We start from the raw sequence: 22844 nt of genomic DNA, 5'->3' as shown, positions 1-22844 counted from the left end.
AAAGGGGATAACGCGATGGTCGATGACCAGCAACCACTTGATAGCCTCTCGATTGAAAAACGTTCGCTGCTTGCGCTGCGCCAGATGCAGGCACGCATCGATGCCCTGGAAGAAGCGAAAAACGAACCGATCGCGATCATCGGGATGGGATGTCGCTTTCCGAGCGGCGCGAATGATCCCGAGGCATTCTGGGAGTTGCTTGTTTCCGGCACCGATGCGATTAGCGAGATCCCAGCCAGCCGCTGGGACGCCGATGCGCTGTATGATCCCAACCCCGAAACGCCGAACAAGGCCGCCAGCCGCTGGGGCGGTTTCCTCGATCAGGTCGACAGCTTTGACGCCGCCTTTTTTGGCATCTCGCCGCGTGAAGCGCTGAAGATGGATCCTCAGCAGCGGCTTTTGCTTGAAGTCGCCTGGGAAGCGCTCGAACGGGCCAACCAGCCGGTGCACAAACTGGCCGGTAGCCGGTCGGGCATCTTTGTGGGCATCTCCAACAACGATTACTTTCACATGCAACTCGATGGCGCCCCGATATCGGACGCCTACCTTGAGACCGGCAACCGCAATAGCTTTGCGGCCGGTCGGCTGGCCTACCTGCTGGATTTTCGCGGCCCGGCCCTGTCAATTGACACCGTCTGCTCGTCATCGCTGGTGGCCGTGCACATGGCCTGCCAAAGCCTGCGCACCGGCGATTGCACGCTGGCCCTGGCCGGCGCGGTCAACCTTGTCCTGTCGCCGCTGGTGACGATGATGGCCTCACGCTGGGGCATGATGGCCGCCGACGGGCGCTGCAAAACCTTTGACTCGCGGGCCAACGGCTTTGTGCGCAGCGAAGGCTGCGGTATCGTTGCCCTCAAACGCCTTTCCGATGCGCAAGCGGCGGGCGATCCAATCCTGGCGGTTATTCGCGGCTCTGCGGTCAACCAGGACGGCCACTCGGCCGGCATGACCGCGCCCAATGGACAGGCACAAAAGGCCCTGATCCGCCAGGCCCTCCAGAACGCGGGCATCTCGCCCGATGCCATCAGCTATGTCGAGACGCACGGCTCGGGGACGGCCCTCGGCGACCCGATCGAGGTTGAAGCGCTGGCTTCGGTGATTGGGCGGCCACGCCCCGACGGCAGCCCGTGCATCCTCGGAGCGGTCAAGACCAACATCGGGCACCTAGAAACGGCGGCGGGCATGGCCGGACTGATCAAGACCATCCTGGCCCTGCGCAACGAGCGGATTCCGGCGAACCTGCATTTCGAAGCCCTCAACCCGCGCATCTCCCTCGCCGGGACGCGGCTTGTGCTGGCGACCGAGGGCGCACAATGGCCGGCCGGCGACCAGCCCCGCTACGCCGGAGTCAGCGCCTTCGGGCTGAGCGGCACCAACGCCCATCTGATCCTTGAAGAAGCACCCAGGCCGACGCAAGCGCCGCAGAAACCGGCGGCCGCCGAGGATGCGCTGTACCTGCTGCCGCTTTCGGGTCGGAGCCAGCGCGCGCTAAGCGAACTGGCCGAGCGCTATCGACGCCTGCTGGACGCCCAGGCCGGGCCGGCTTTGCCCGGAATCGCCTATACTGCGGCAACCCGGCGCGACCACCACACGCACCGCCTGGCGGTCTTTGGCCGGGACAAGCGCGAAATCGCCGACCAGCTGGCCGCCTTTCTGGCCAATCAGATCTGCGTTCAGGTAGCGGTCGGTGAGATCGAGCCTGATGTCCATGATCGCCTGGTGTTTGTGTTTCCTGGGCAGGGCTCCCAATGGATCGGCATGGGCCGCGAGCTGTGGGAACACGAACCGGCGTTTCGCACCGCCATTGCTGCCTGCGACAGCGCCTTCCGCGACTACGCCGACTGGTCGCTGATCGATGTCCTGACCAATCCCGATGCCAGGATCGAGGAAATCGACGTGTTGCAGCCGACCTTGTGCGCCATCCAGATCGGCATCGCGGCCCTGTGGGAGTCGTGGGGTGTCAAGCCAAAGGCGGTTGTGGGCCACAGTATGGGCGAGGTCGCGGCGGCCTATGTCGCCGGTATACTGAGCCTGTCCGACGCCGCCAGGATCATCTGCCGGCGCAGCTGGCTGCTGCGGCGCATCCGTGGCAAAGGCGCGATGCTTATGGCCGAGATCACCCTGGATCAGGCGCGTGAGGCGATTGAACCGCATGGCGGCGCAGTTTCGATCGCCGTCAACAATAGCTCGCGCTCGATCGTGCTGGCTGGCGACACCGATGCCCTGGAATATATCCGCGCCGATCTTGACAGCCAGCAGGTGTTCTGCCGCTGGGTGAAAGTTGACGTTGCCTCGCACAGCCCGCAGGTCGACTCGCTGCTCGACGACCTGGCCGCCGAGTTGGCGCCGCTGGCGCCTGGGGCGGCGCACACGCCCTTTTACTCAACGGTCAGCGAGACAGTCTGTGCGGGTCCGGAGCTTGGCGCCGCGTATTGGGTGCGTAACCTGCGGGAGCCGGTGATGTTCGGCCCCACCATCCAGCGGCTTGTTGATGCAAACCATAGCGTGTTCTTGGAGATCAGCCCGCACCCGATCCTGCTGCCAAGCATCACCCAAGGCCTCCAGGAGCGGGGTGGAATCGGCAAGGCCCTCGCTTCCCTCCAGCGTGACACGCCGGAGCGGCAGGCGCTTTTCGAGACCCTGGCCAAGCTGCATGTGCTCGGCTTCCCGCTTGCATGGGACGCCCTTCTGCCAGAACCTCGCTCCGAAGTGGCCCTGCCGACGTATCCCTGGCAACGCGAGCGCTTCTGGATCGACATGCCGCTCAGCGCGACTCCAGGCGGGGGGCGCGTTGGGTGGAACCAAAGCAGCGCCAAGAGCCACGTCCTGCTAGGCACGCGGGTTCAGGTGGCGACGACTCCGGATACTTGGGCATGGGAGAACGTACTGGATCTGAAGCAGATGCCCTATCTGGCTGAGCATCAGGTGCAGGATATCGTGGTGCTGCCGGCGTCGGCGTATATCGAGATTGCGTTTGCGGCTGCGCGGGCCGTGTTCGACGCGGGCAACCATATGATTGGTGACATGCGGCTGCTGCATATGCTGGTGCTCAGCGAAGACGAACCGGTGAGAACCCAGGTGGTGCTGACGGTTGACGGCCCGACGGCGGGAACGGTTCGCATCTTCAGCCATTCTAGGGCCGACGAAGAAGGCGACGGCGAGTGGAAGCTCCACGCGGCGGCGCTGATCAAACGGGCAGTTGAGGAGCAGGAAGCCGGCCCGACGGCCGCGCTCGCGCTTCACGCCATCAAAGCTCGTCTTCCGGAGACGATCAGCGGCGAGGCACACTATCGGGCCATGGCGGCGCACGGCCTGGTTTATGGTCCGCGATTCCGCGGACTGAGCCAAATTTGGCTCAGTCCGCGCGAGGCGCTGGCCCAGGTTGAGATTGCCGACGAAGTGCTTGGCTCCACTGCCGCCTACGGCTTCCACCCTGGGCTGCTCGACTCATGCTTGCAAACGCTGAGCGCCATTCTTTACCAAGGCGCCGAGACGGCCGATGCTATGCCACACCTTCCGGTTGGGGTCCACCAGATCCGGCAGTTTCAGCCGCTTCCCAAGGGTCCGATCTGGGTACACACCCAGATTGGCAATGGCGACGATGCGGGCCTGAACTCGCTTTACGGTTATATCGAGCTGCTTGATCTCCAAGGACAGCCGATCCTGCGGCTGGATAACCTACGCTTGCAACGGATCGAGCCGACTGGCACGGCCATACCGCTGGATAAAATCAGCCAGTGGTTCTACGGCGTTGAGTGGAAATCCCAGCCCCAGCCCCAGCCTCAGCCGCTGACGGAAGCTGGCACATGGATTATTTTTGCCGACCAGCAGGGCTTGGGCGCGGGATTGTACGACCGCTTGATCGCGCAAGGGCAGTCGCCGATTCTAGTCGTCGATGCGGCCGCGCCGGTGGTGCGGCCAAACACCCATCGCATCGATCCGAGCGACCCCCAGGCCTACATTGATCTCTTTCGCCGCGCCGATAAGCCTGGCAACCCGCCGTGCCGGGGTGTGATCCACCTGTGGAGCCTTGACATGGAACCCGGCGGTGATCCGCTGACGGCGCCAGCCGAGCGTGGATGGGCCAGCTCCCTGTTGCTTATCCAGGCCCTGCTCCAAACCGGGCTGCGGCCCCGCCTGTGGCTGGTGACCAGAAACGGCCAGGCCTTGGGTAGCTACGACGATCCGATCAGCGTGGCGCAGACGCCGCTGTGGGGCCTTGGCCTGACGATCGCCCACGAGCATCCGGAACTGCGCTGTAGCCGCATCGACCTGGCTCTAGAGGTGCTGCCCGCCGAAGCCAACATGCTGCTGGCTGAACTGACCGCGGCGGCCTTTGAGGAGCAAGTCGCCCTGCGCTCCCACAGGCGCTATGTCGCCCGCCTGGTCCGCTGGGCCGCGTCCGCCGAGCAAAGCGAACCCGAGAGCTTGGCCGGTGAGCAGCCGTTTGAACTGGAAATGGCGAAAGCCGGTGTGTTCGATCTGATCAAGTTTCGGGCACTTGAGCGAGTGGCCCCCGGTCCGAGCGAGGTGGAGATCGAAGTAGAAGCCGCCGGCCTGAATTTCCACGACGTGCTGCTGGCGCTTGATGTCATCCGCGACTTGGAGGACGAAGATATCCCGCGGCTCGGCAGCGAGCACGCCGGTCGGATCGTCGCCGTTGGTTCCGACGTGACCGACCTGTATGTCGGGCAGGAAGTTATCGCCCTGGCCAATGGCCAGCTGGGCACCCATATCATCACCCGACAAGAGTTGGTGGTTCCCAAGCCGGCCTGGCTCAGCTTTGCCGAGGCGGCGACCATACCGGTGGTTTTTTTGACCGCCTATTACGGACTGTATCATCTGGCCAGGCTCGCGCCCGGCGAGCGGGTCCTGATCCATTCGGCGGCGGGTGGGGTTGGCCTGGCGGCTATCCAGCTCGCGCAGCTGCGCGGCGCTGAGATCTTCGCCACCGCAGGTAGCTTGGAGAAACGGGCCCACCTGCGCGCGCTCGGCATCCAGCACGTCTTTGACTCGCGCTCGCTGGCCTTCGTTGAGTCGATCCGGGCCATAACCCACGGCGAAGGCGTCGACGTCATCCTTAACTCGCTGGCCGGCGATTTCATCCCGGCCAGCCTTGGCCTGTTGCGCGACCACGGCCGTTTTATTGAGCTAGGCAAGCGCGATTACTACCAGAACCGCCAGTTTGGCCTTAAGCCCTTCCTTAAGAATCTCTCGTTCACCCTGCTTGACTTGCACGGCATCGTCGAGCAGCGGCCCGGCCTGATCAAGGGATTACTGGCGGAAGTGCTCGGCCTACTGGAAGCAAAGAAAATCCACACGCGGCTGCATCAAGTCGTGCCGCCCCGCCGCATCGCCGACGCGTTGCACGCTATGGCCCAGGGTAAGCACATCGGCAAATTCGCGGTGTCCTTCGCGGAGCGTGCGCACACCCCGATTGTTTTCAAGTCGGCCACCTCCCTACCAATCTCTCCCAACGCCACGTATGTCGTGACCGGCGGGCTGGGCGGGGTCGGCCTGACCGTTGTCGAGTGGCTGGTCGATCAGGGTGCGCGGCATGTGGCGTTGATCGGCCGCAGCGCACCCAGTGCGGCTGCCGCCAGAACCATCCGTGGGCTTGAGGAGCGCGGAGCGCAGATCGTGGTGCATCGCGCCGACGTCGCGGTCCGCGCCGACCTGGGCGATGTCTTCGCCGAGATCAGGGCGTCCATGCCGGAAGTGCGCGGCGTCATCCACGCGGCTGCGGTGCTTGAGGATGCGGTGCTCGACTGTCTCGACCGCCAACGCTTCGAGACAGTCCTGGCCCCCAAGGTCGCGGGCGGCTGGCACCTCCACGAAATTTCGCTCAGCCTTCCGCTGGACTTCTTTGTTCTGTTTTCGTCGGCCGCCTCACTGATTGGTTCGCCGGCACAGGGCAACTACGCCGCAGCCAACGCTTTCCTCGATGGCCTGGCCCACTACCGGCGAGCGCTGGGGTTGCCCGCCCTGAGCATCAACTGGGGTGCCTGGGCCGAGGTCGGCCTAGCGGCGGCGCAAAGCAACCGCGGCGAGCGGCTGGCCCAGCAAGGCATCGAGAGCTTTAGCCCCGGCGATGCGCTCGATGCGTTTGGCACCCTGCTGCGTTACAGGGCGACCCAGATCGGCGTGATCGACTTCAGCCTCCAGCGCTGGCAGCATGCCAATCCGGGCGCGGTCGATCTGGCGCTGTTCGCCGAGCTGCGCGACAACTGTTCCTACGCGGACACCTGGCGCGCCGACGCCAATACCGTCCGCGCCGAGCTTTTCGCCGCTGAGCCGGCGTTTCGCAAGGGTTTGTTGGAAGCACACCTGCGCGATCAAATCGCCAAGGTGCTGCATCTGGCCCCTGAGAAAATCGGCAATCGAACGCCACTGGGTAGCCTGGGCTTCGATTCACTGCTTGCCCTAGAGTTCCGTAACCGACTTGAGGCCAGCCTGTCGGTCGCCCTCGCCGGGACGCTGATCTGGGGCTTTCCGACGATCAACGCGCTGGTGCCCCACCTGGCGGAAAAGATGGGGCTGCCGTTGCAGGCGACCCAACCAGAAGCAGTACCGTTGCAGGGCGCGCCTTCAGACAGCCCAGCCCAGGCCGAGCAGGTCGAGGCCGACCTGATGATTGATTTCACCATGTTGGATGTCCTTGACCAGCTTTCCGATGACGACGTTCGGCGTATGCTTTCCGGAACATAGATACAAGGAGGAGTGGACTCCGCTGTCGTTGCGCACGGCGTCCGCTGAATTGCGTATGGATGAGAAGCTTAATCGTCTCACAGAGCTATCGGCCGAGAAGCGGGCCTTGCTTGCCAAACAGCTGCGCGCGGCCAACGGCCCGGCCCAATTACTGATGTCGGATCCGATCGCGGTGATCGGGATCGGCTGCCGCTTCCCCGGCAACGCCAACTCGCCGGAGGCCTACTGGGAGCTGCTGCGCGATGGCGTCGATGCCATCAGCGAGATTCCCGCCGACCGCTGGGATTTGCAGTCCCTCTACGATCCAAACCCCGACGTGCCCGGCAAGATGATCAGCAAATGGGGCGGCTTTATCGATCAGATCGATCACTTCGATCCGGCGTTTTTTAGCATCTCACCGCGCGAAGCCAACAATATGGATCCGCAGCAGCGGATTTTCCTTGAGGTTGCCTGGGAAGCCCTGGAGCACGCCGGTCAGGCCGTCGATCAGCTGGCCGGATCGTCGACCGGGGTGTTTGTCGGTGTTTGCGGCAGCGAGTACGGCAGCGTCGCCGACACCCACGACGATTTGATCAACCCCTATACCGGCACGGGCAAGGCTCCCAACATCATCGCCGGCCGCTTGTCATACCTGCTCGATCTGCACGGCCCGAGCGTGGCAGTCGACACCGCGTGTTCGTCCTCGCTCCTGGCAGTCCACCTGGCCTGCCAGAGCCTGCGGGTTGGCGAGTGCTCGATGGCCCTGGCCGGCGGCGTCAATGTGATCCTGGCGCCCCAGACCAATATTATGGCCTCTAAAATGCGTATTATGTCGCCGGACGGACGCTGCAAAACCTTCGACAGCCGGGCCAACGGCTATGTGCGCGGCGAGGGCTGCGGCGTGGTTGTCCTAAAGCGTTTTTCCGACGCGCTGGCCGACAAAGACCCGATCCTGGCGCTGATCCGCGGTTCGGCGGCGAACCAGGATGGCAAATCCGCCGGACTCACGGCCCCCAACGGCTCATCTCAGGAGGCCTTGCTGCGCGCGGCCCTGGCCAACTCGGGGGTCGAGCCACATCAGATCGGCTATGTTGAAACCCACGGAACCGGCACGGAGCTGGGCGACCCGATCGAGGTTGCTTCGCTGACCACGGTCGTCGGGCAGCCGCGGCCGCAGGACCAGCGCTGCTTCCTAGGGGCGGTGAAAACCAATATCGGCCACTTAGAAGCCGCCGCCGGCATCGCCGGGATGATCAAGGCGATCTTGTCGCTGCGCTATGAGGCCGTCCCGCCAAACCTGCATTTCGAAAGGCTCAACCCCCACATCACGCTATCCAATACGCCCTTTGTCGTTCCGACGAAGCTCCAGCCGTGGCCTGCTGCGGCCAACCGCCGTTTCGCCGGAATTAATTCCTTCGGCTGGTCTGGGACGAACGTCCATGTCGTGTTGGAAGAAGCGCCGCGAGCGCTGCAACCGGCGGTCGTGAATCCACCCGCCGATGCCGAAGCACCGTATGTCCTGGCGCTATCGGCACGCGCCCCCGGCACACTCAAGGCGGTGGCCGAACGCTACCTGCCTTTGCTGACCGGTGCCGACGCGCCGGCTGTCCGCGATGTGACCTATACGGCGGGAGCGTTGCGCAGTCACCATGCTCACCGTCTGGCTGCGGTCGGCGCCACAAACGCGGAGTTGGCCGAGCGCCTGCGGGCCTTTCTCGCCGGCGACGTGGATCCCTGGTTATTACAGGGCCAGCTAGCCAACGACGTTCAGCCCGAGGTCGTGTTTGTCTTTCCGGGCCAGGGCTCACAGTGGCATGGCATGGCGCGACAGCTGTTGAACCAGGCTCCGGTGTTTCGCCAATCGCTCGAACAGGCGGAAACGGCTTTCCGGCCATATGTGGACTGGTCGCTGCTCGATCTGCTCGCCAGCGACGATACCGCCTGGCTTGAACGCATTGATTGCGTCCAGCCGGTGTTGTGTGCGATTCAGATAGCCCTGGCGGCGCTGTGGCGCTCCTGGGGCGTCGAGCCGATCGCCGTCGTCGGCCATAGCATGGGCGAGATCGCCGCCGCCGCCGTGGCCGGGGCGCTTTCGCTCGACGATGCCGCTCGCATCATCTGCACGCGCAGCCGCCTGCTGCGCAGACTCAGCGGGCAGGGCGCGATGGCCTCGGTGGAACTCTCGCTGGAGGCCGCCCAGGCGGCGATTGGCAACTATGGCGACCGGGTGGCGGTCGCGGTGAGTAACAGTTCCCGCTCCACCGTGCTGGCCGGCGATCCCGGCGCGCTCGATGAGATCCTGGCAGGGCTGGAAGGCGAAGGGGTGTTCTGCCGGCGGGTTAAGGTTGATGTCGCTTCGCATAGCCCGCAGATGGATCCGCTTCTGCCTGAGTTGCGCCAACTGCTGGCGCTTGTACGCCCGACCCCCGGCGCGTTGCCCTTTTTCTCGACCGTCGAGCGGCGCTTCCTCGGCGGCGGCGAGCTTGATGCGGCCTACTGGGCGCGGAATTTGCGCGAGCCGGTCCATTTCAGCGCCGCGATCGGCCAGCTGGCGGCCAACGGGCCAACAATCTTTCTAGAGTTGAGTCCTCACCCGATTTTGCAGCCGGCGATCGAGGGCGAACTGCGGGAGCGCGGGCTGCGCGGTGGCGCGCTGGCCTCGTTGCGCCGCAGCGAAGCCGAGGTCCAGGCGCTGAAGACGACGCTTGCCAGCCTGTATATTAAAGGCTACGCTGTCGATTGGCGGCGGGTGTATGCCATGGCCGGCCGGCCGGTCCGGCTCCCCAGCTACCCTTGGCAGCGCCAGCGCTATTGGGTTGAAAGCGACGCCGTTCGCCCCCGTGGCCGCGTCCCGGCTCATGGCGGGCATCCGCTGCTGGGTCGCCACATGCGCGCTGCTGGGGCTCCGGCGACCCATTATTGGGAGCAAACTATCAACAGCGAGCTGCTGCCCTACCTGTCCGACCACCGCGTCGAAGGCATGGTGGTTGTTCCAGGCGCCGCCTACGTGGAGATGGGCCTGGCGGCAGCGCGCGCCGTGTGGGCCGATACGCGATACCGCCTGGGCGATGTCCGTTTCAAGCAGATGCTCAGCCTGCGGCCGGACGAAATCCGGGTCGTCCAGGTGGCACTGCGCGAGTCTGGCGACACGGCGATGTTCCAGATCTTCAGCCGCAGTGCCGAGAACGAGTCGTGGCAGGAGCACGCCACGGGCGAGGTTGTGCGCGGCGGCCTGCCGGTGCTAGATGTCCCGGAGTCGTTCGACGCCGTGGCGACGCGTTGCGACAAAACCATGTCCGCCGCGACCTACTATGCGCAACTTGCCGAGCAGGGATTGGAATACGGGCCGGCCTTCCAAGGCATCACCGAGCTACGGCTGGGTGATGGCGAGGTACTGGCGCGTATCGTGGCACCGGCGGATATTCAAGCTGACTACGGCGCCTACGAGCTGCATCCGGCCTTGCTTGACGCATGCTTCCAATCCTTTGTGGCGCTTGATCCCCACCGCAACGGCGCCGAACCGGCTGTAACCTTGCCGGTGGGCGTTCGGCGCATCCAGGCCCTGCGCAAGCCGCAGGCCGCAGAGCCGCTCTGGGTCCACACGCGCCTGAGCACCGCGGCTCCCACCGCCGATGTTTCATTTGAAGGCGACCTCCTGCTTCTCGATCAGTCAGGGCAGCCGGTGATGCGCGTCGAAGGACTGCAAGTTAAGGTGCTCGAGGCGCGGGCTGCCGGGGACGATCACATTGATAGCTGGATGTACACCTTGCAATGGGAAGCGCAGGTCAGGCCGGCCTTTGACGCGGCGCTCGCTCCGTGGTCGAACGGCGCTGCCGGCGGCTGGCTGATCTTCAGCGACCAAACTCCGGTCGCCCGCGACTTGGCGGCTGCGCTGGAAGCGCATGGCCAGCATCCTGTGCTGGTCGCGCCGGGTGAGCGTTTTCAGGCGCTCGGCGGGCGGCGCTATGAGATCAACCCGCACGATCACAAAGCTTACAAGCAGCTTCTCAAGGAAGCCTTTGGAGGCGCCAATGCGCCGTGCCGCGGCATTGTCTACCTGTGGGGAGGCAAGTCCGGCCGCGACGCCGAGGCGAGCCTCGATGCCTTGCTGTCCGCGCAGGATTTCACCGCCACTGCGCCGCTGTTTCTCCTGCAAGCCATCGGCTATGCCGGCTGGCGCGATTACCCCCGGCTTTGGATCATCACCCGCGGCGCCGATGCTGCCAGCCCAAATGAGGCGGTGGCCGTGGCGCAAACTCCGCTGACCGGGCTGTCCAACGTTATCAGCCACGAGTTTGCCCAGTTGGAGTGCGTGCGAATCGACCTGAGCGCCGCACCGGGTCTGGACGAAGCCTCGGAACTCTTCAATGAAATCTGCTGCGGTAAGGACGATCGGGTCGCCCTCCGCCCCGACCAGCGTTTCGTGGCTCGGCTCAGCCGTGGGCTTGGCGTCGACGGCTCGGCGGAGCAACCACGGACCCTCGCGCGGGCCGGCGACCAGCCATTCGGCCTGGATGCCTCGCCGCCAGGCTCGCTGGATCGGCTGGCGATCCGCGCCATGGCGCGGCAACCGATCGGCCCAGATGATATTGAGATTAAAGTCCGCGCTTGGGGCTTGAACTTCCGCGACGTGCTGACCGCCCTCGGCGCTATTCCGGGCAATAGCAGCGAGATCGAGGGCGTGTCTTCATTGCGCGAATGCGCGGGCACGATCGTGGCCCTTGGCGCCAACGTAACCGGCTTCACGGTCGGACAGGAAGTGGTCGGCTGGTTCAAGAGCCTGACGGTATCACACTCGATCTCCACGCAGAACCTGATCGTCGCCAAACCCGACCACCTGACCCTTGAGCAAGCTGCGGCGCTGCCTTTCGCCATTCTGACCGCTTACTACTCGTTGGTTGTCACAGGCCGGCTTTCCAAGGGCGAACGCGTCCTGATCCACTCTGCGACCGGCGGCGTCGGCCTAGCGGCGATCCAGATCGCTCAGCACGTGGGCGCTGAAATCTTCGCCACCGCCGGCTCGCCCGAAAAGCGGGCCTTGCTGCGCGAGCTTGGCGTGTCCCACGTGATGAACTCGCGCTCGCTGGACTTCGCCGACGAGGTGCGCGAAGTCACCAACGGTGAGGGCATCGACGTAGTGCTGAATTCGCTGGCTGGCGATTACATCAAGGAAAGCCTCAACCTGCTGCGCCACCGCGGCCGCTTTATTGAGATCGGCAAACGCGACTACTACGAGGACAACAAACTCGGCATGCGGCCGTTTTTGAAGAACCTGACCTTCTCGCTGGTCGATCTTGATACGTTGCGCGAAGAGCCGGAGATGATCGGGGCGATCTTCCGCGAAGCGATGGCTTTGTTTGCCGGCGACTCTCTGCTCACCCGCCACTGCCGCGTTTTTTCGATGGGACAGGTCGCCGATGCCTACCGGATGATGGCTCAGGCCCGGCACATCGGCAAGATCGTTATCAGAATCGACGACGATGAAGAGCTTCCGATCGTTGCGGCTCGGCCCGCCGCAGCGGCCTGGGATGCCGGCACCTACCTGATCACTGGCGGCCTCGGGGGGCTGGGCATAGCTGTCGCCCGCTGGCTGGTCGAACGCGGGGTACGCCATCTGGTTCTTCTCGGGCGCAGCCGGCCGGGGGCGGCCGCCAGCGCGGCGGTCGAGGATCTGCGAGCGCTCGGGGCGACCGTGCGAGTGTCCCAAGCCGATGTCGCCCAGCCCGCCGCGCTAGCGGCCCTGTTCGACGATATCGATGCGACGATGCCCCCGTTGCGCGGAGTCATCCACGCCGCCGGCGTGCTTGATGACGGCGTGCTGCTTCAGCTCACCCCCGAGCGTTTCAAAACCGTCATGGACCCCAAGGTCACCGGATCTTGGAATCTTCACATCCTGACCCGCGATCGGGCGCTCGACCACTTTATCCTGTTCTCGTCGGCAGCGGCTACGCTTGGCTCGCCCGGCCAGGGCAACTACGCTGCGGCCAATGCCTTCCTCGACGGGCTGGCCCATTACCGCCGCGCCCAAGGGTTGCCGGCGCTAGCGATCAACTGGGGGCCGTGGGCCGACGTGGGCCTGGCGGCGGCCCAGGCCAATCGCGGCGAGCGCATCGCTTACCGCGGCATGAAAAGCATGACGCCCGCCGAGGGCTTGGCGGCGCTGGAGCGCCTGATCCGTGCCAACCCGGTCCAGGCCAATGTGCTGCCCTTCAACCTGCGCCAGTGGCTGCAATACTATCCCAAGGCGGCCGCCTCATCACTGTTTCGGCGCCTAGTCGAAGAACTCGACCAAAGTGCCAGCGAGCAGCCAGCGCAGACCCGGCTTCGCCCGCTGCTGGAGGAATCGCCTCCCGAGCAGCGCCTGGCGATCATGGAGACCCATGTCGCCAAGCTGGTCCAGCAGGTGTTGCGCATTCCCACCTCGGCACTTGACTCGCAGACCCCGCTGGGCAGTGTGGGCCTTGACTCACTGATGGCGCTTGAACTCAGGAACCTCCTTGAAGACAGCGTGGGTCTGAGCTTCCCTGTCACGCTGATCTGGAACCATCAATCAATCGCCGCCCTGTCCTCCCATCTGATCGAGCGCATGCAGATTTCGCTAGCGCCGACGGAGGAGCCGGACGACCCCGCCAGCGCCGACCTAGCTGCCGCGCCCGAGCTTGAAGACAGCGACGATCTGGCTGCGCTGCTGTCGGCGATCGGCGAACTTTCGATGGATGAGCTTCAGCATGCCCTCGATATCGAGCCATTGGCTCAAGGTGAGATCGATGAGTAATCCCTTGGAACAACTTCTCAAGAGCCTGACGCCCGATAAGAAAGCCTTGCTGGCCGAGTACCTGCGGCCCAAGCCCGAGCCTGTCGCCGTGATTGGCATCGGCTGCCGCTTCCCCGGCGGTTTGGTGACACCGGATGCCTTCTGGGAATTCCTGAAGCAAGGCCAGGACTCGATCATCGAGGTGCCGTCCGACCGCTGGGATATCGACGCCTACTACGATCCCAATCCGGATGCGCCGGGCAAAATGTATACCCGCTGGGGCAGCTTCCTGACCGACGCGCCGATGTTTGACGCCAGTTTTTTTGGCCTTTCGCCGCGCGAAGCTCTGCGCATGGATCCGCAGCATCGCCTCCTGCTGGAGGTCGCCTGGCAGGCCCTCGAAGATGCCGGCCAGCAGATTGACAGTCTGGCCGGCAGCCAGACCGGCGTGTTCATCGGGCTGATCAACAACGACTATCCCGTGCGCCAGCTCTACGCCGACGGCGCCGAGTGTTTCAACGACCCATACTTCAGCACCGGCAGTTCGTCCAGCATGGCCGCCGGACGCCTGGCCTACCTGCTTGATCTCCAGGGGCCGACGATGACCTTGGACACCGCCTGCTCGTCGACGCTCGTGGCGACCCACCTGGCCGTGCAGAGCCTGCAAAGCAAGGAAAGCAACCTGGCGCTGGTCGGCGGCTCCAACGTGGTAATCCTGCCCGACTCGTTTGTCAGCCTGTGCAAGATGCGCATGTTCTCCAGCGATGGCCGCTGTAAGACCTTCGACGCCGCCGCCGATGGCTTTGTGATCGGCGAAGGTTGCGGCTTCGTGGTACTCAAGCGCCTTTCCGACGCCATCAAGGACGGCGATCAGGTTCGGGCGATTATCCGCGGCTCGGCGGTCAACGAGGATGGCCGCAGCAGCAGCATCACCGCCCCCAACGGCCTGGCCCAGCAGGCGGTGATCCGCAAAGCCCTGGCGGTGGCCGGGCTGAAGCCCCAGCAGATTAGCTATGTTGAGGCTCACGGTTCCGGCACCTCGCTGGGCGATCCGATCGAGATGGAGTCGCTGCGGGCTGTGCTGGGCAAAGGCCGATCGCCTGATCAGCCGCTCTACGTCGGCGCGGTTAAAACGAATATCGGCCATCTGGCCGCCGGCTCGGGAGTCGCCGGGCTGATCAAGACCGTCTTGTCTTTGCAGCATAAGCAAATTCCGCCGCATCTGAATTTCAAGACGCTGAATCCGGGTATTCCCAAGGGCGGCGCGCCGTTTGTCGTGCCAACCAGCCTGACCCCTTGGACGGTCGCCGACGGGCCGCGCTTGGCCGGGGTGAGCTCGTTTGGCTGGTCGGGAACCAACGCCCATGTGATTTTGGAGGAGGCTCCGCCGTCCGAGCCGCTGAGCGCCGCCCGCCCGACCCATGTGTTGCTTTTATCTGCCAGGACTCCGACCGCCTTGGAAAAGGCGACCGAAAACCTGCTGGGCTATCTCCACCGCAACCCAGACTGTGATCTCGCTGACGTCGCCCACACGCTGCAACGCCGTAGAAAACACTTCGCCCATCGCCGGGCGGTGATTTGCCGCGATGTTGCAGAGGCGATCGCTGGCCTGAGCGGCCAGAATGGCCGCATTCACACCGGCCATGTCGGCCAGGAACGCCCGGTGGCCTTTGTGTTCGCTGGCGTCGGCGACCACTACGCCGGTATGGCCAAGGGCCTCTACGCCAATGAAGTGGTTTTTCGCACCGCGGTCGACCATGCGCTAGCCCTATTGCCGCCGCTGGATGCGGCGGAACTGCGGGCGGCGCTCTATCCGTCCAACCTGCCGGCTGCTCCGGCGGCCGGACACGGACTGCTAGGGCGCAACGGAGTTGCGGACGGGCCGCTGCACCAGACGGCGCTGGCGCAGCCGGCGGTGTTTGTGGTCGAGTATGCCCTGGCCCAATTGATGATGACCTGGGGCGTGCGACCGCAGGCATTGCTGGGCTACAGCTTGGGCGAGTATGTCGCCGCAACGATCTCCGGCGTGCTGAGCCTGGAGGACGCCCTAGCGCTGGTCGCCCGGCGCGCCCAGCTGATCCAGGCGCTGCCGAAAGGCGCGATGCTGGCGGTAGCGGCAGGCGCGGATGCGATCCAGTCGTATTTGGGTGGCGAGGTGTGCCTGGCGGCGGTCAACAGCCCAAGTACCTGCGTCCTCGCCGGCCCGCACGCCGCGCTGAACGCCCTGTCGGAGCGGCTCAGCCAGGCCGAGATCGCCTGCCGCCCGGTGGAAACCAGCCATGCCTTCCACTCGACGATGCTGGCGCCGGCGCAAGAAGCGCTGACTGCGTTCGCCACCACTTTGACCTTCAACTCGCCTTCCCTCCCGTACCTATCCAATGTTACCGGCACCTGGATCACTGTTGAGCAGGCCACCGACCCTGCCTACTGGGCACGGCACATGGTCGAGACCGTCCAATTCGCCCCTGCCCTGGGTTCGCTGCTCGCCGATCCGGCCATGATGCTCGTGGAGATAGGTCCGGGCCAGGCGCTGGGGTCGTTCGCTAGGCAGCATCCCGCCTGCGATCGCCAGCGCTTCGCCGATATAGTAGCCACCCTGCCGGCCAAGCACGAGGCCCAGTCCGAGCTGGCAGCGGCGCTGTCGGCGCTGGGCCGCCTCTGGGTCGCTGGGGCGCGGGTTGATTGGGCCGCGTTCGCTGGCGCCGAGCGGCGCCGCTCGGTTGCGCTGCCGCCGTATCCCTTTGAGCGCGAGCGCTTCTGGATCGATCTTGACAGCGTGCCGACGACCTTGGCTCCGGCGCGGCCGGCCCGCGGCAAGCAGGCCGATATCGCCGATTGGTTTTACCGGCCGGTCTGGGAGCCGCATGCGCTCGCCTTGCTGGCACCCGCCCCGACCAGCGGCAAGCACTGGCTGGTTTTTGTTGACGAGCGAGGCCTCGGCCGCGAGCTTGGCGTCCGGCTCGAACAGGCCGGCGACAGCGTTGTGCGCGTTCGGCGCGGCGATGGCTTCGCCCGCATCGATCACCAGACCTTCGACGTGCGCCCGGACGCCCCCGAGGATTACCTGCGCCTATTGCAATCCCTGAGCAGCGAAGCGCAGTCCCGCCTGATGGTCGCGCACCTCTGGTCGCTTGATGCAACGCCTTCCGCGACCGGCGATCAGTTCGCCGCGACCCAGCGAGTCAGCTTCTACAGCCTGCTGGCCCTGGCGCAGGCCCTTGGGCCGGCGAGCCTCGCAAGCGCGCCTGAGATCGCCGTGGTTTGCGCCGCCGTCCACAGTGTTATCGGCACCGAAACAATCAACCCCGATCTGGCGGCGATCCTTGGCCCGGCGCGAGTTATCCCGCAGGAGTTGCAAGGCATCGGTTGCCGCACCATCGACCTCGGGCTGCCGCAGCGGGGCAGCACGGAAGAGCGCGAACTGCTCGACCTGCTGGCCCGCGAGTTGCTGACCCAGTCGGCCGAACCGCTGGTGGCCTACCGCAATAACCAGCGCTGGGTCGCCGCCTACAAGCCGGTGCGCTTGGATGCCCCTGCCCGGACTGCGCTACGCGAGCACGGCACCTATTTGATCACCGGCGGCCTGGGTGACATCGGCCTGATGCTGGCCGAGCACCTTGCGGCAACCGTGCAGGCCAGGCTGGTCTTGCTGGCCCGCAGCGAGTTACCCGACCGCAGCGAGTGGCCACGCTGGCTGAGCGATCGCTCCGAGGACGACCGGACCTGCCAGCGCATCCGCGCGGTTCAGCGCTTGGAGGAGCTAGGCGCCGAAGTCCTGACGATCACGGCCGATGTCGCCGACGAGAGCGCTTTGCGGGCGGCCATCGATCGCGCTACTGAGCGCTTCGGTGCCATCCACGGCGTGATCCACGCGGCCGGGATTGTGGCAACCGCAGCGTTCCGCTCGGTCCAGGATAGCGACCCGGCCATCTGTGAGCAGCATTTCCAGCCCAAGGTCCATGGCCTGTATGCCCTGGAGCGCGTGCTCGGTGATCGGTCGCTTGACTTCTGCGTGCTTTTTTCCTCGCTGTCATCGGTGCTGGGCGGGCTTGGTTTCAGCGCGTATGTGGCGGCAAACTCCTTTATGGACGCCTTCGCCCACCGCCACAACCAGTCGCATCCGGTGCGCTGGCTGAGCGTGAACTGGGATCTCTGGCTGGGTAGTGTCGATAAAACTATGTCCGGCGGCCTGGGCGCTAGCCTGACCGAATACGGTATGACGCCTGCCGAAGGGATTGCGGCATTCGAGCGGGTCCTCTCCGTCCGGGATGCCAGCCAGATCGTCAACTCCACCGGCGACCTTGATACGCGTATCGCCCAGTGGGTTCGCATGGAAGCCCTTGCGGTCGGCGCCAACGCTCCAACCCCGGCGGCGAAAATGGCCCACGCCCGGCCCGAGCTTAACACCGCCTATGTTCCGCCGCGCGGCGAATACGAACAACGCATCGCCGCGATCTGGCAGGAGGCACTTGGCCTCGATCAGGTCGGCATTCAGGATAATTTCTTCGACCTGGGCGGCAACTCGCTGGTAGGCATCCAGGTGATCGCCCGATTGCAAAAAGAGTTCAAGGTGCAGCTTTCGACCGTGGTGCTGTTTGAAGCCCCCACGATCAGCGCCCTGGCGACGTATCTGATGGAGCGGCTGCCGCAGGTCGCTGGCGCGTCCAGTCAGCCGCAGCCGGCCAGACGCCAGCAGCGCCAGGCCGCCCAAGGCGATATCGCTATCATCGGTATGGCCGGACGCTTCCCGGGTGCCGGTTCGGTCGATGAGCTGTGGAGCAACATCAGCCAGTCCCACGAAGCGTTTTCGATCTTCAGCGACGAGGAATTGCTGGCCGCCGGTGTCGCTCCCGCGCTGGTTCGCGACCCCAACTACGTCAAACGGCGCCCGATTCTCGGCGACGATATCGGTCTGTTCGATGCGGCCTTCTTTGGCTATTCGCCCCGCGAAGCCGAGTTTATGGACCCGCAACAGCGCCTGTTCCACGAGTGCGCCTGGGAGGCCCTGGAAACAGCGGGGTACGACTCCCAGCGCTACGATGGGCTGGTCGGCGTGTTCGCCGGCGCCAGCGTCAGCACCTATATGCTTCAGCTGGCGGCGCTGCCGGTCTTCAATGACTTCGGCTCCGATCCGTCTGCCTATTTCTCCAATGACAAAGATGGCCTGACGACCAACGTGTCCTACAAGTTGAACCTGCACGGGCCAAGCGTGGCGGTGCAGACCTATTGTTCGACCTCGCTGGTGGCCACCCACATGGCCTGCCGCAGCCTGCGCGGCGGCGAGTGCGATATTGCCCTCGCCGGCGGCGTGTCGGTCCGCGTCCCGGTCAAAACAGGCTATCTGTATCGCGACGGCGATCAGGTCTCGCCCGACGGGCGCTGCCGCACCTTTGACGCGGAGGCTGGCGGGGCTAACTTTGGCGACGGGGTGGCGATCGTGGTGCTAAAGCGGCTGGCCGACGCACTGGCCGACGGCGACACCATCCACGCCGTCATTCGTGGCTCGGCGATCAACAATGACGGCGGCCTCAAGGTCGGCTACACCGCCCCCAGCGTGGTCGGCCAGGCCAAGGCCATCGCCGCCGCGCTTGACGACGCCGGCGTGACCGCCGACTCGATCTCGTATGTCGAGGCCCACGGCACTGCCACCAAGTTGGGTGACCCGATCGAGATCGCCTCGCTGACCAAGGCGTTTCGTGCCAGCACCGATAAAGTCGGCTTCTGCGGGATTAGTTCGGTCAAGCCCAACATCGGCCACCTCGACCGGGCGGCCGGCGTCACCGGCTTGATCAAAACGGTGCTGGCCCTCAAGCACAGCCTGATCCCGCCGACGTTGCACTTCCATGCGCCCAATCCCGAGATCGATTTCGCTGCCAGCCCGTTTTATGTGCTGACCGAGCCGACCCCTTGGACGCGCAATGGCACGCCCCGCCGCGCGGTCGTGAACTCGCTGGGCGTGGGCGGCACCAACGCCCACGTCGTGGTCGAGGAGGCGCCGCCGGCTCCGGCTGCCAACCCGTCGCGACCGACTCAGCTGCTGTTGCTGTCGGCCAAGACTCCCACGGCTCTCGAAGCGGCCACGGCGCGGCTGTCCGATCATCTTGGCGGCCAAGATGTGAATCTGGCCGATGTCGCCTACACCCTGCAAGTCGGCCGCCGCGTCTTCGAGCACCGGCGCGTGATGGTCTGCGAGGATGCCACCGACGCGCGTTCGCTGCTGACCAAAGGCGACACCCAGCGCGCCCTCAGCCGCCAGCAGAAGCCGACCAGCCGCAACCTGGCCTTTGTGTTCGCCGGCGTCGGCGACCACTATGCCGGCATGGCCCAGGGCCTGTATGAAACCGAGAGTGTTTTCCGCGCCACGGTCGACGAGTGCTTCCGCATCCTGTCGCCACTGCTGGGCGCCGACCTCAAGCAGGCTTTGTACCCGGAGGGCCAGGCACGGCGCAACGGCAATGGCTCCGGCGTCGATCTGCGGGCGCTGCTTGGGCGTGATCGCGCGGTAGGCGGGGCGGCCGGGCCGCTGCACCAGACGGCGCTGGCGCAGCCAGCAGTGTTTGTGGTGGAGTACGCCCTTGCCCAGCTCCTGATGACCTGGGGCATCCGACCGCACGCACTGCTCGGCTATAGCCTGGGCGAATACGTGGCGGCCGCCGTGGCCGGAGTGTTGAGCTTGGAAGACGCCCTGGCGCTGGTCGCCCGGCGTGCCCAGCTGATCCAGTCGCTGCCGAGCGGCGCGATGCTGGCAGTGGCGGCGGGCGCGGATGCGGTCCGCCCGTATCTGGGCGGCGAGGTGTGCCTGGCGGTAGTCAACAGTCCGAGCACCTGCGTGCTCGCCGGCCCCCAGCCGGCCCTCGCGGCCGTCGCAGACCAGCTTGAGGCCCTCGATATCAGCAGCCGCTGGTTGGAAACCAGCCACGCATTCCACTCGACGATGCTGGCATCGGTGCAGGCGGAGCTCACTGCGTTCGCCGCCACCCTGACCTTTCACCTACCGGCCATCCCTTATCTGTCCAACGTCACCGGTACCTGGATTACCGCCGAACAGGCCACCGACCCGGCCTATTGGGCGGCGCATATGTGCCAGACCGTGCAGTTCGCCGCCAGCGTGGCAGTCCTGGCGCAGGATGCTAACCGCGTCATGGTGGAGATCGGGCCGGGTCAGGCGCTTGGCTCCTTTGTCAAGCAAAGCCCCGCCTGGGGCCGCGACCGCCTGGATCTTGTGCTGTCGACCCTGCCGTCCCAGCATGAGGGCCTGAGCGACTCGACTGCGCTCCTGACCGCGTTGGGCCGCCTGTGGCTGATTGACGTGCCGATCGATTGGCAGGCGTTCGCCGTGGGTGAGCAGCGCCGGCGCGTCCCGCTACCAACCTATCCGTTTGAGCGGCAGCGCTATTGGCTGGAACCCAGCCGCAAAGTCGGCGGCCTGGCGGAACAAAGCGACAAGCTCGACCTTATGGGCCTGCCGCGCGATCCGGCCAACGAGTGGTTCTACCTGCCTGCATGGAAGCAATCGGCGCCGTACCTGCCGGCACTAGCCGCGTCCTCGGATGACAGCCCGCGGTGCTGGGTGATCTTCGAGGACGCGTGCGCGGTCGGCCAGCAGATCGGCGCCTGGCTACGCCAGCAGGGCCAGCACGTCGTGAGCGTCCACGCCGGCGCAGCCTTCGCCAAAAACGGCGACTCCTACACGATCAATGCGGGGCAGCGCTCTGATTATGATGAGCTATTCAACGACCTGTATCGGCAAAACCGGCGGCCGACCAACATTGTCCACCTTTGGACGGTGACACCGCCGCTACCGCATCCGCTGCCCGATCCCTTGCTCGGCCCCGTGCTTGATGCCAGCTTCTACAGTCTGATCCACCTTGGCCAGGCGCTGGGCGACCTTGACCTCGAAGCCTGCACCATCACCGTGGTTTCCAGCGATATGCAATCGGTCATCGGCTCCGAGCGCCAGTGCCCGGAGAAAGCCACGCTTATCGGCCCCTGCAAGCTGCTGCAGTTCGAATATGCAGCGCTGGGCTGCCGCAGCGTCGATATTGTGCTGCCCGAGCGCGGCAGCTGGGAAGAAGAAGCGTTGATCAGCCACCTGCTCGGCGAGTTGACCGCCGCGACCGCCGACACGCAGGTCGCCTTGCGCGGCAACCGCCGCTGGGTACAGTCGCTTGATAGGCTGAAGCTGGCAGCGCAGGAGTCAAGCGCGCCACGGCTGCGCAAACACGGTGTGTACCTGATCACCGGCGGTCTGGGCGGTATCGGCCTGGCACTGGCCGAGCACCTGGCGCGGACGCAGCAGGCCCGCTTGGCGCTGGTAGGCCGCTCTGGGCTGCCCGAACGCAGCGAATGGCCTGCCCTGCTGGCGCGCCAGCCGGAACACGCCCACGCCGGCAAGATCCGGCAGATCCAGGCGATCGAGGCGCTGGGCGGCGAGGTGCTGGTGCTCAGGGCCGATGTCACCGACACAGGCGAGATCGAAGCGGCGGTGGCTCAAACCATCGAGCACTTCGGCAGCCTGCACGGGGTGCTCCACGCCGCCGGCGTGCCGGGCGTCGGCCTAATCTCGCTGAAGACCAGGGAGGCGGCTGCCAGCGTCCTGGCGCCCAAGGTCCAGGGCACGCGCGCCCTTGCGCAGGCGCTGGACAACATACAGCTGGATTTCCTGGCGCTGTTTTCCTCGGTCGCTTCGGCGACCGGCGGCGGCGCAGGGCAGGTCGATTATTGTGCGGCTAACGCCTACCTGGACGCCTTTGCCCACAGCCGAGCCGGGCAGCCGAGTCTGGTGGTCTCGATTGGCTGGTGCGAGTGGCTCTGGAATGCTTGGGATGAAGCCATGAGCAGCTATGACAGCGCTACCCAGGAGTTCTTCCGCGACTACCGCGAACGCTTCGGCCTGCGCTTCGATGAAGGCAGCCAAGCTCTTGACCGGGTGCTTTCTCATCGCTTCCCGAACGTCTTCGTCTCCACCCAAGACCTGCGCGCGATCGTGCGCATGATGGAAAACGCCAAGATCGATGTGCTTGAGCAGCCCGAAGCCCAGGGCGCGCGTCACGCGCGACCGAGCCTTGGCACATCATACGTCAAGCCGCAGAGCAAGCTGGAGCAGGCGATCGCTGCGGTGTGGAGCGAACGACTTGGCATCGCCGAAATCGGCCTCAACGACAACTTTTTCGAGCTTGGCGGCAACTCGCTGATCGGCGTCGATCTGCTGAACCGGCTGCGCAAGCGCCTTCAGATCAGCCAGATCCCGGCCTATGTGCTGTACGAAGCACCGACGGTCGGAGCAATGGCGAAATTCCTTGAACCTGGCCAGGACACCAACGCAGCGATTCAAGAACGTCACGATCGCGGTGCAAAGCGAAGGGATCGGCAGGCTCAACTCAAACTCAGGTCGTAGCGAGGT

General features: G+C 65.1%; 3 protein-coding genes. All 3 read left to right on the top strand.

What is annotated here, in order from left to right:
• Positions 1 to 15 precede the first annotated feature (15 nt).
• The 3 genes from LCH85_19580 to LCH85_19570 are packed head-to-tail and all read left to right on the top strand — an operon-like array spanning position 16 to position 22838.
• Positions 16 to 6708 carry a type I polyketide synthase gene (locus LCH85_19580; protein MCA0354201.1) on the top strand — a complete coding sequence of 2231 codons (6693 nt, stop codon included), beginning with the start codon at positions 16 to 18 and terminating at the stop codon, positions 6706 to 6708.
• Complete coding sequence (locus tag LCH85_19575) at positions 6659 to 13462, top strand: type I polyketide synthase (protein ID MCA0354200.1); 6804 nt, start codon at positions 6659 to 6661, stop codon at positions 13460 to 13462. The genes LCH85_19580 and LCH85_19575 overlap by 50 nt, the downstream gene beginning before the upstream one ends.
• Positions 13455 to 22838 (top strand): SDR family oxidoreductase, encoded by a 9384-nt coding sequence (locus tag LCH85_19570; protein ID MCA0354199.1) that lies wholly within the window; start codon positions 13455 to 13457, stop codon positions 22836 to 22838. Before LCH85_19575 ends, LCH85_19570 begins: the two co-directional genes overlap by 8 nt.
• Positions 22839 to 22844 lie beyond the last annotated feature (6 nt).

This window comes from Chloroflexota bacterium, from assembly GCA_020161265.1.
GTDB lineage: Bacteria > Chloroflexota > Chloroflexia > Chloroflexales > Herpetosiphonaceae > Herpetosiphon.
This window is presented reverse-complemented; position numbering and strand designations above follow the sequence as displayed.

Excerpts from the sequence above, each read along its gene's own strand:
- LCH85_19580 (MCA0354201.1), top strand. The coding sequence starts at position 16 with ATGGTCGATGACCAGCAACCACTTGATAGCCTCTCGATTGAAAAACGT.
- LCH85_19570 (MCA0354199.1), top strand. The coding sequence starts at position 13,455 with ATGAGTAATCCCTTGGAACAACTTCTCAAGAGCCTGACGCCCGATAAG.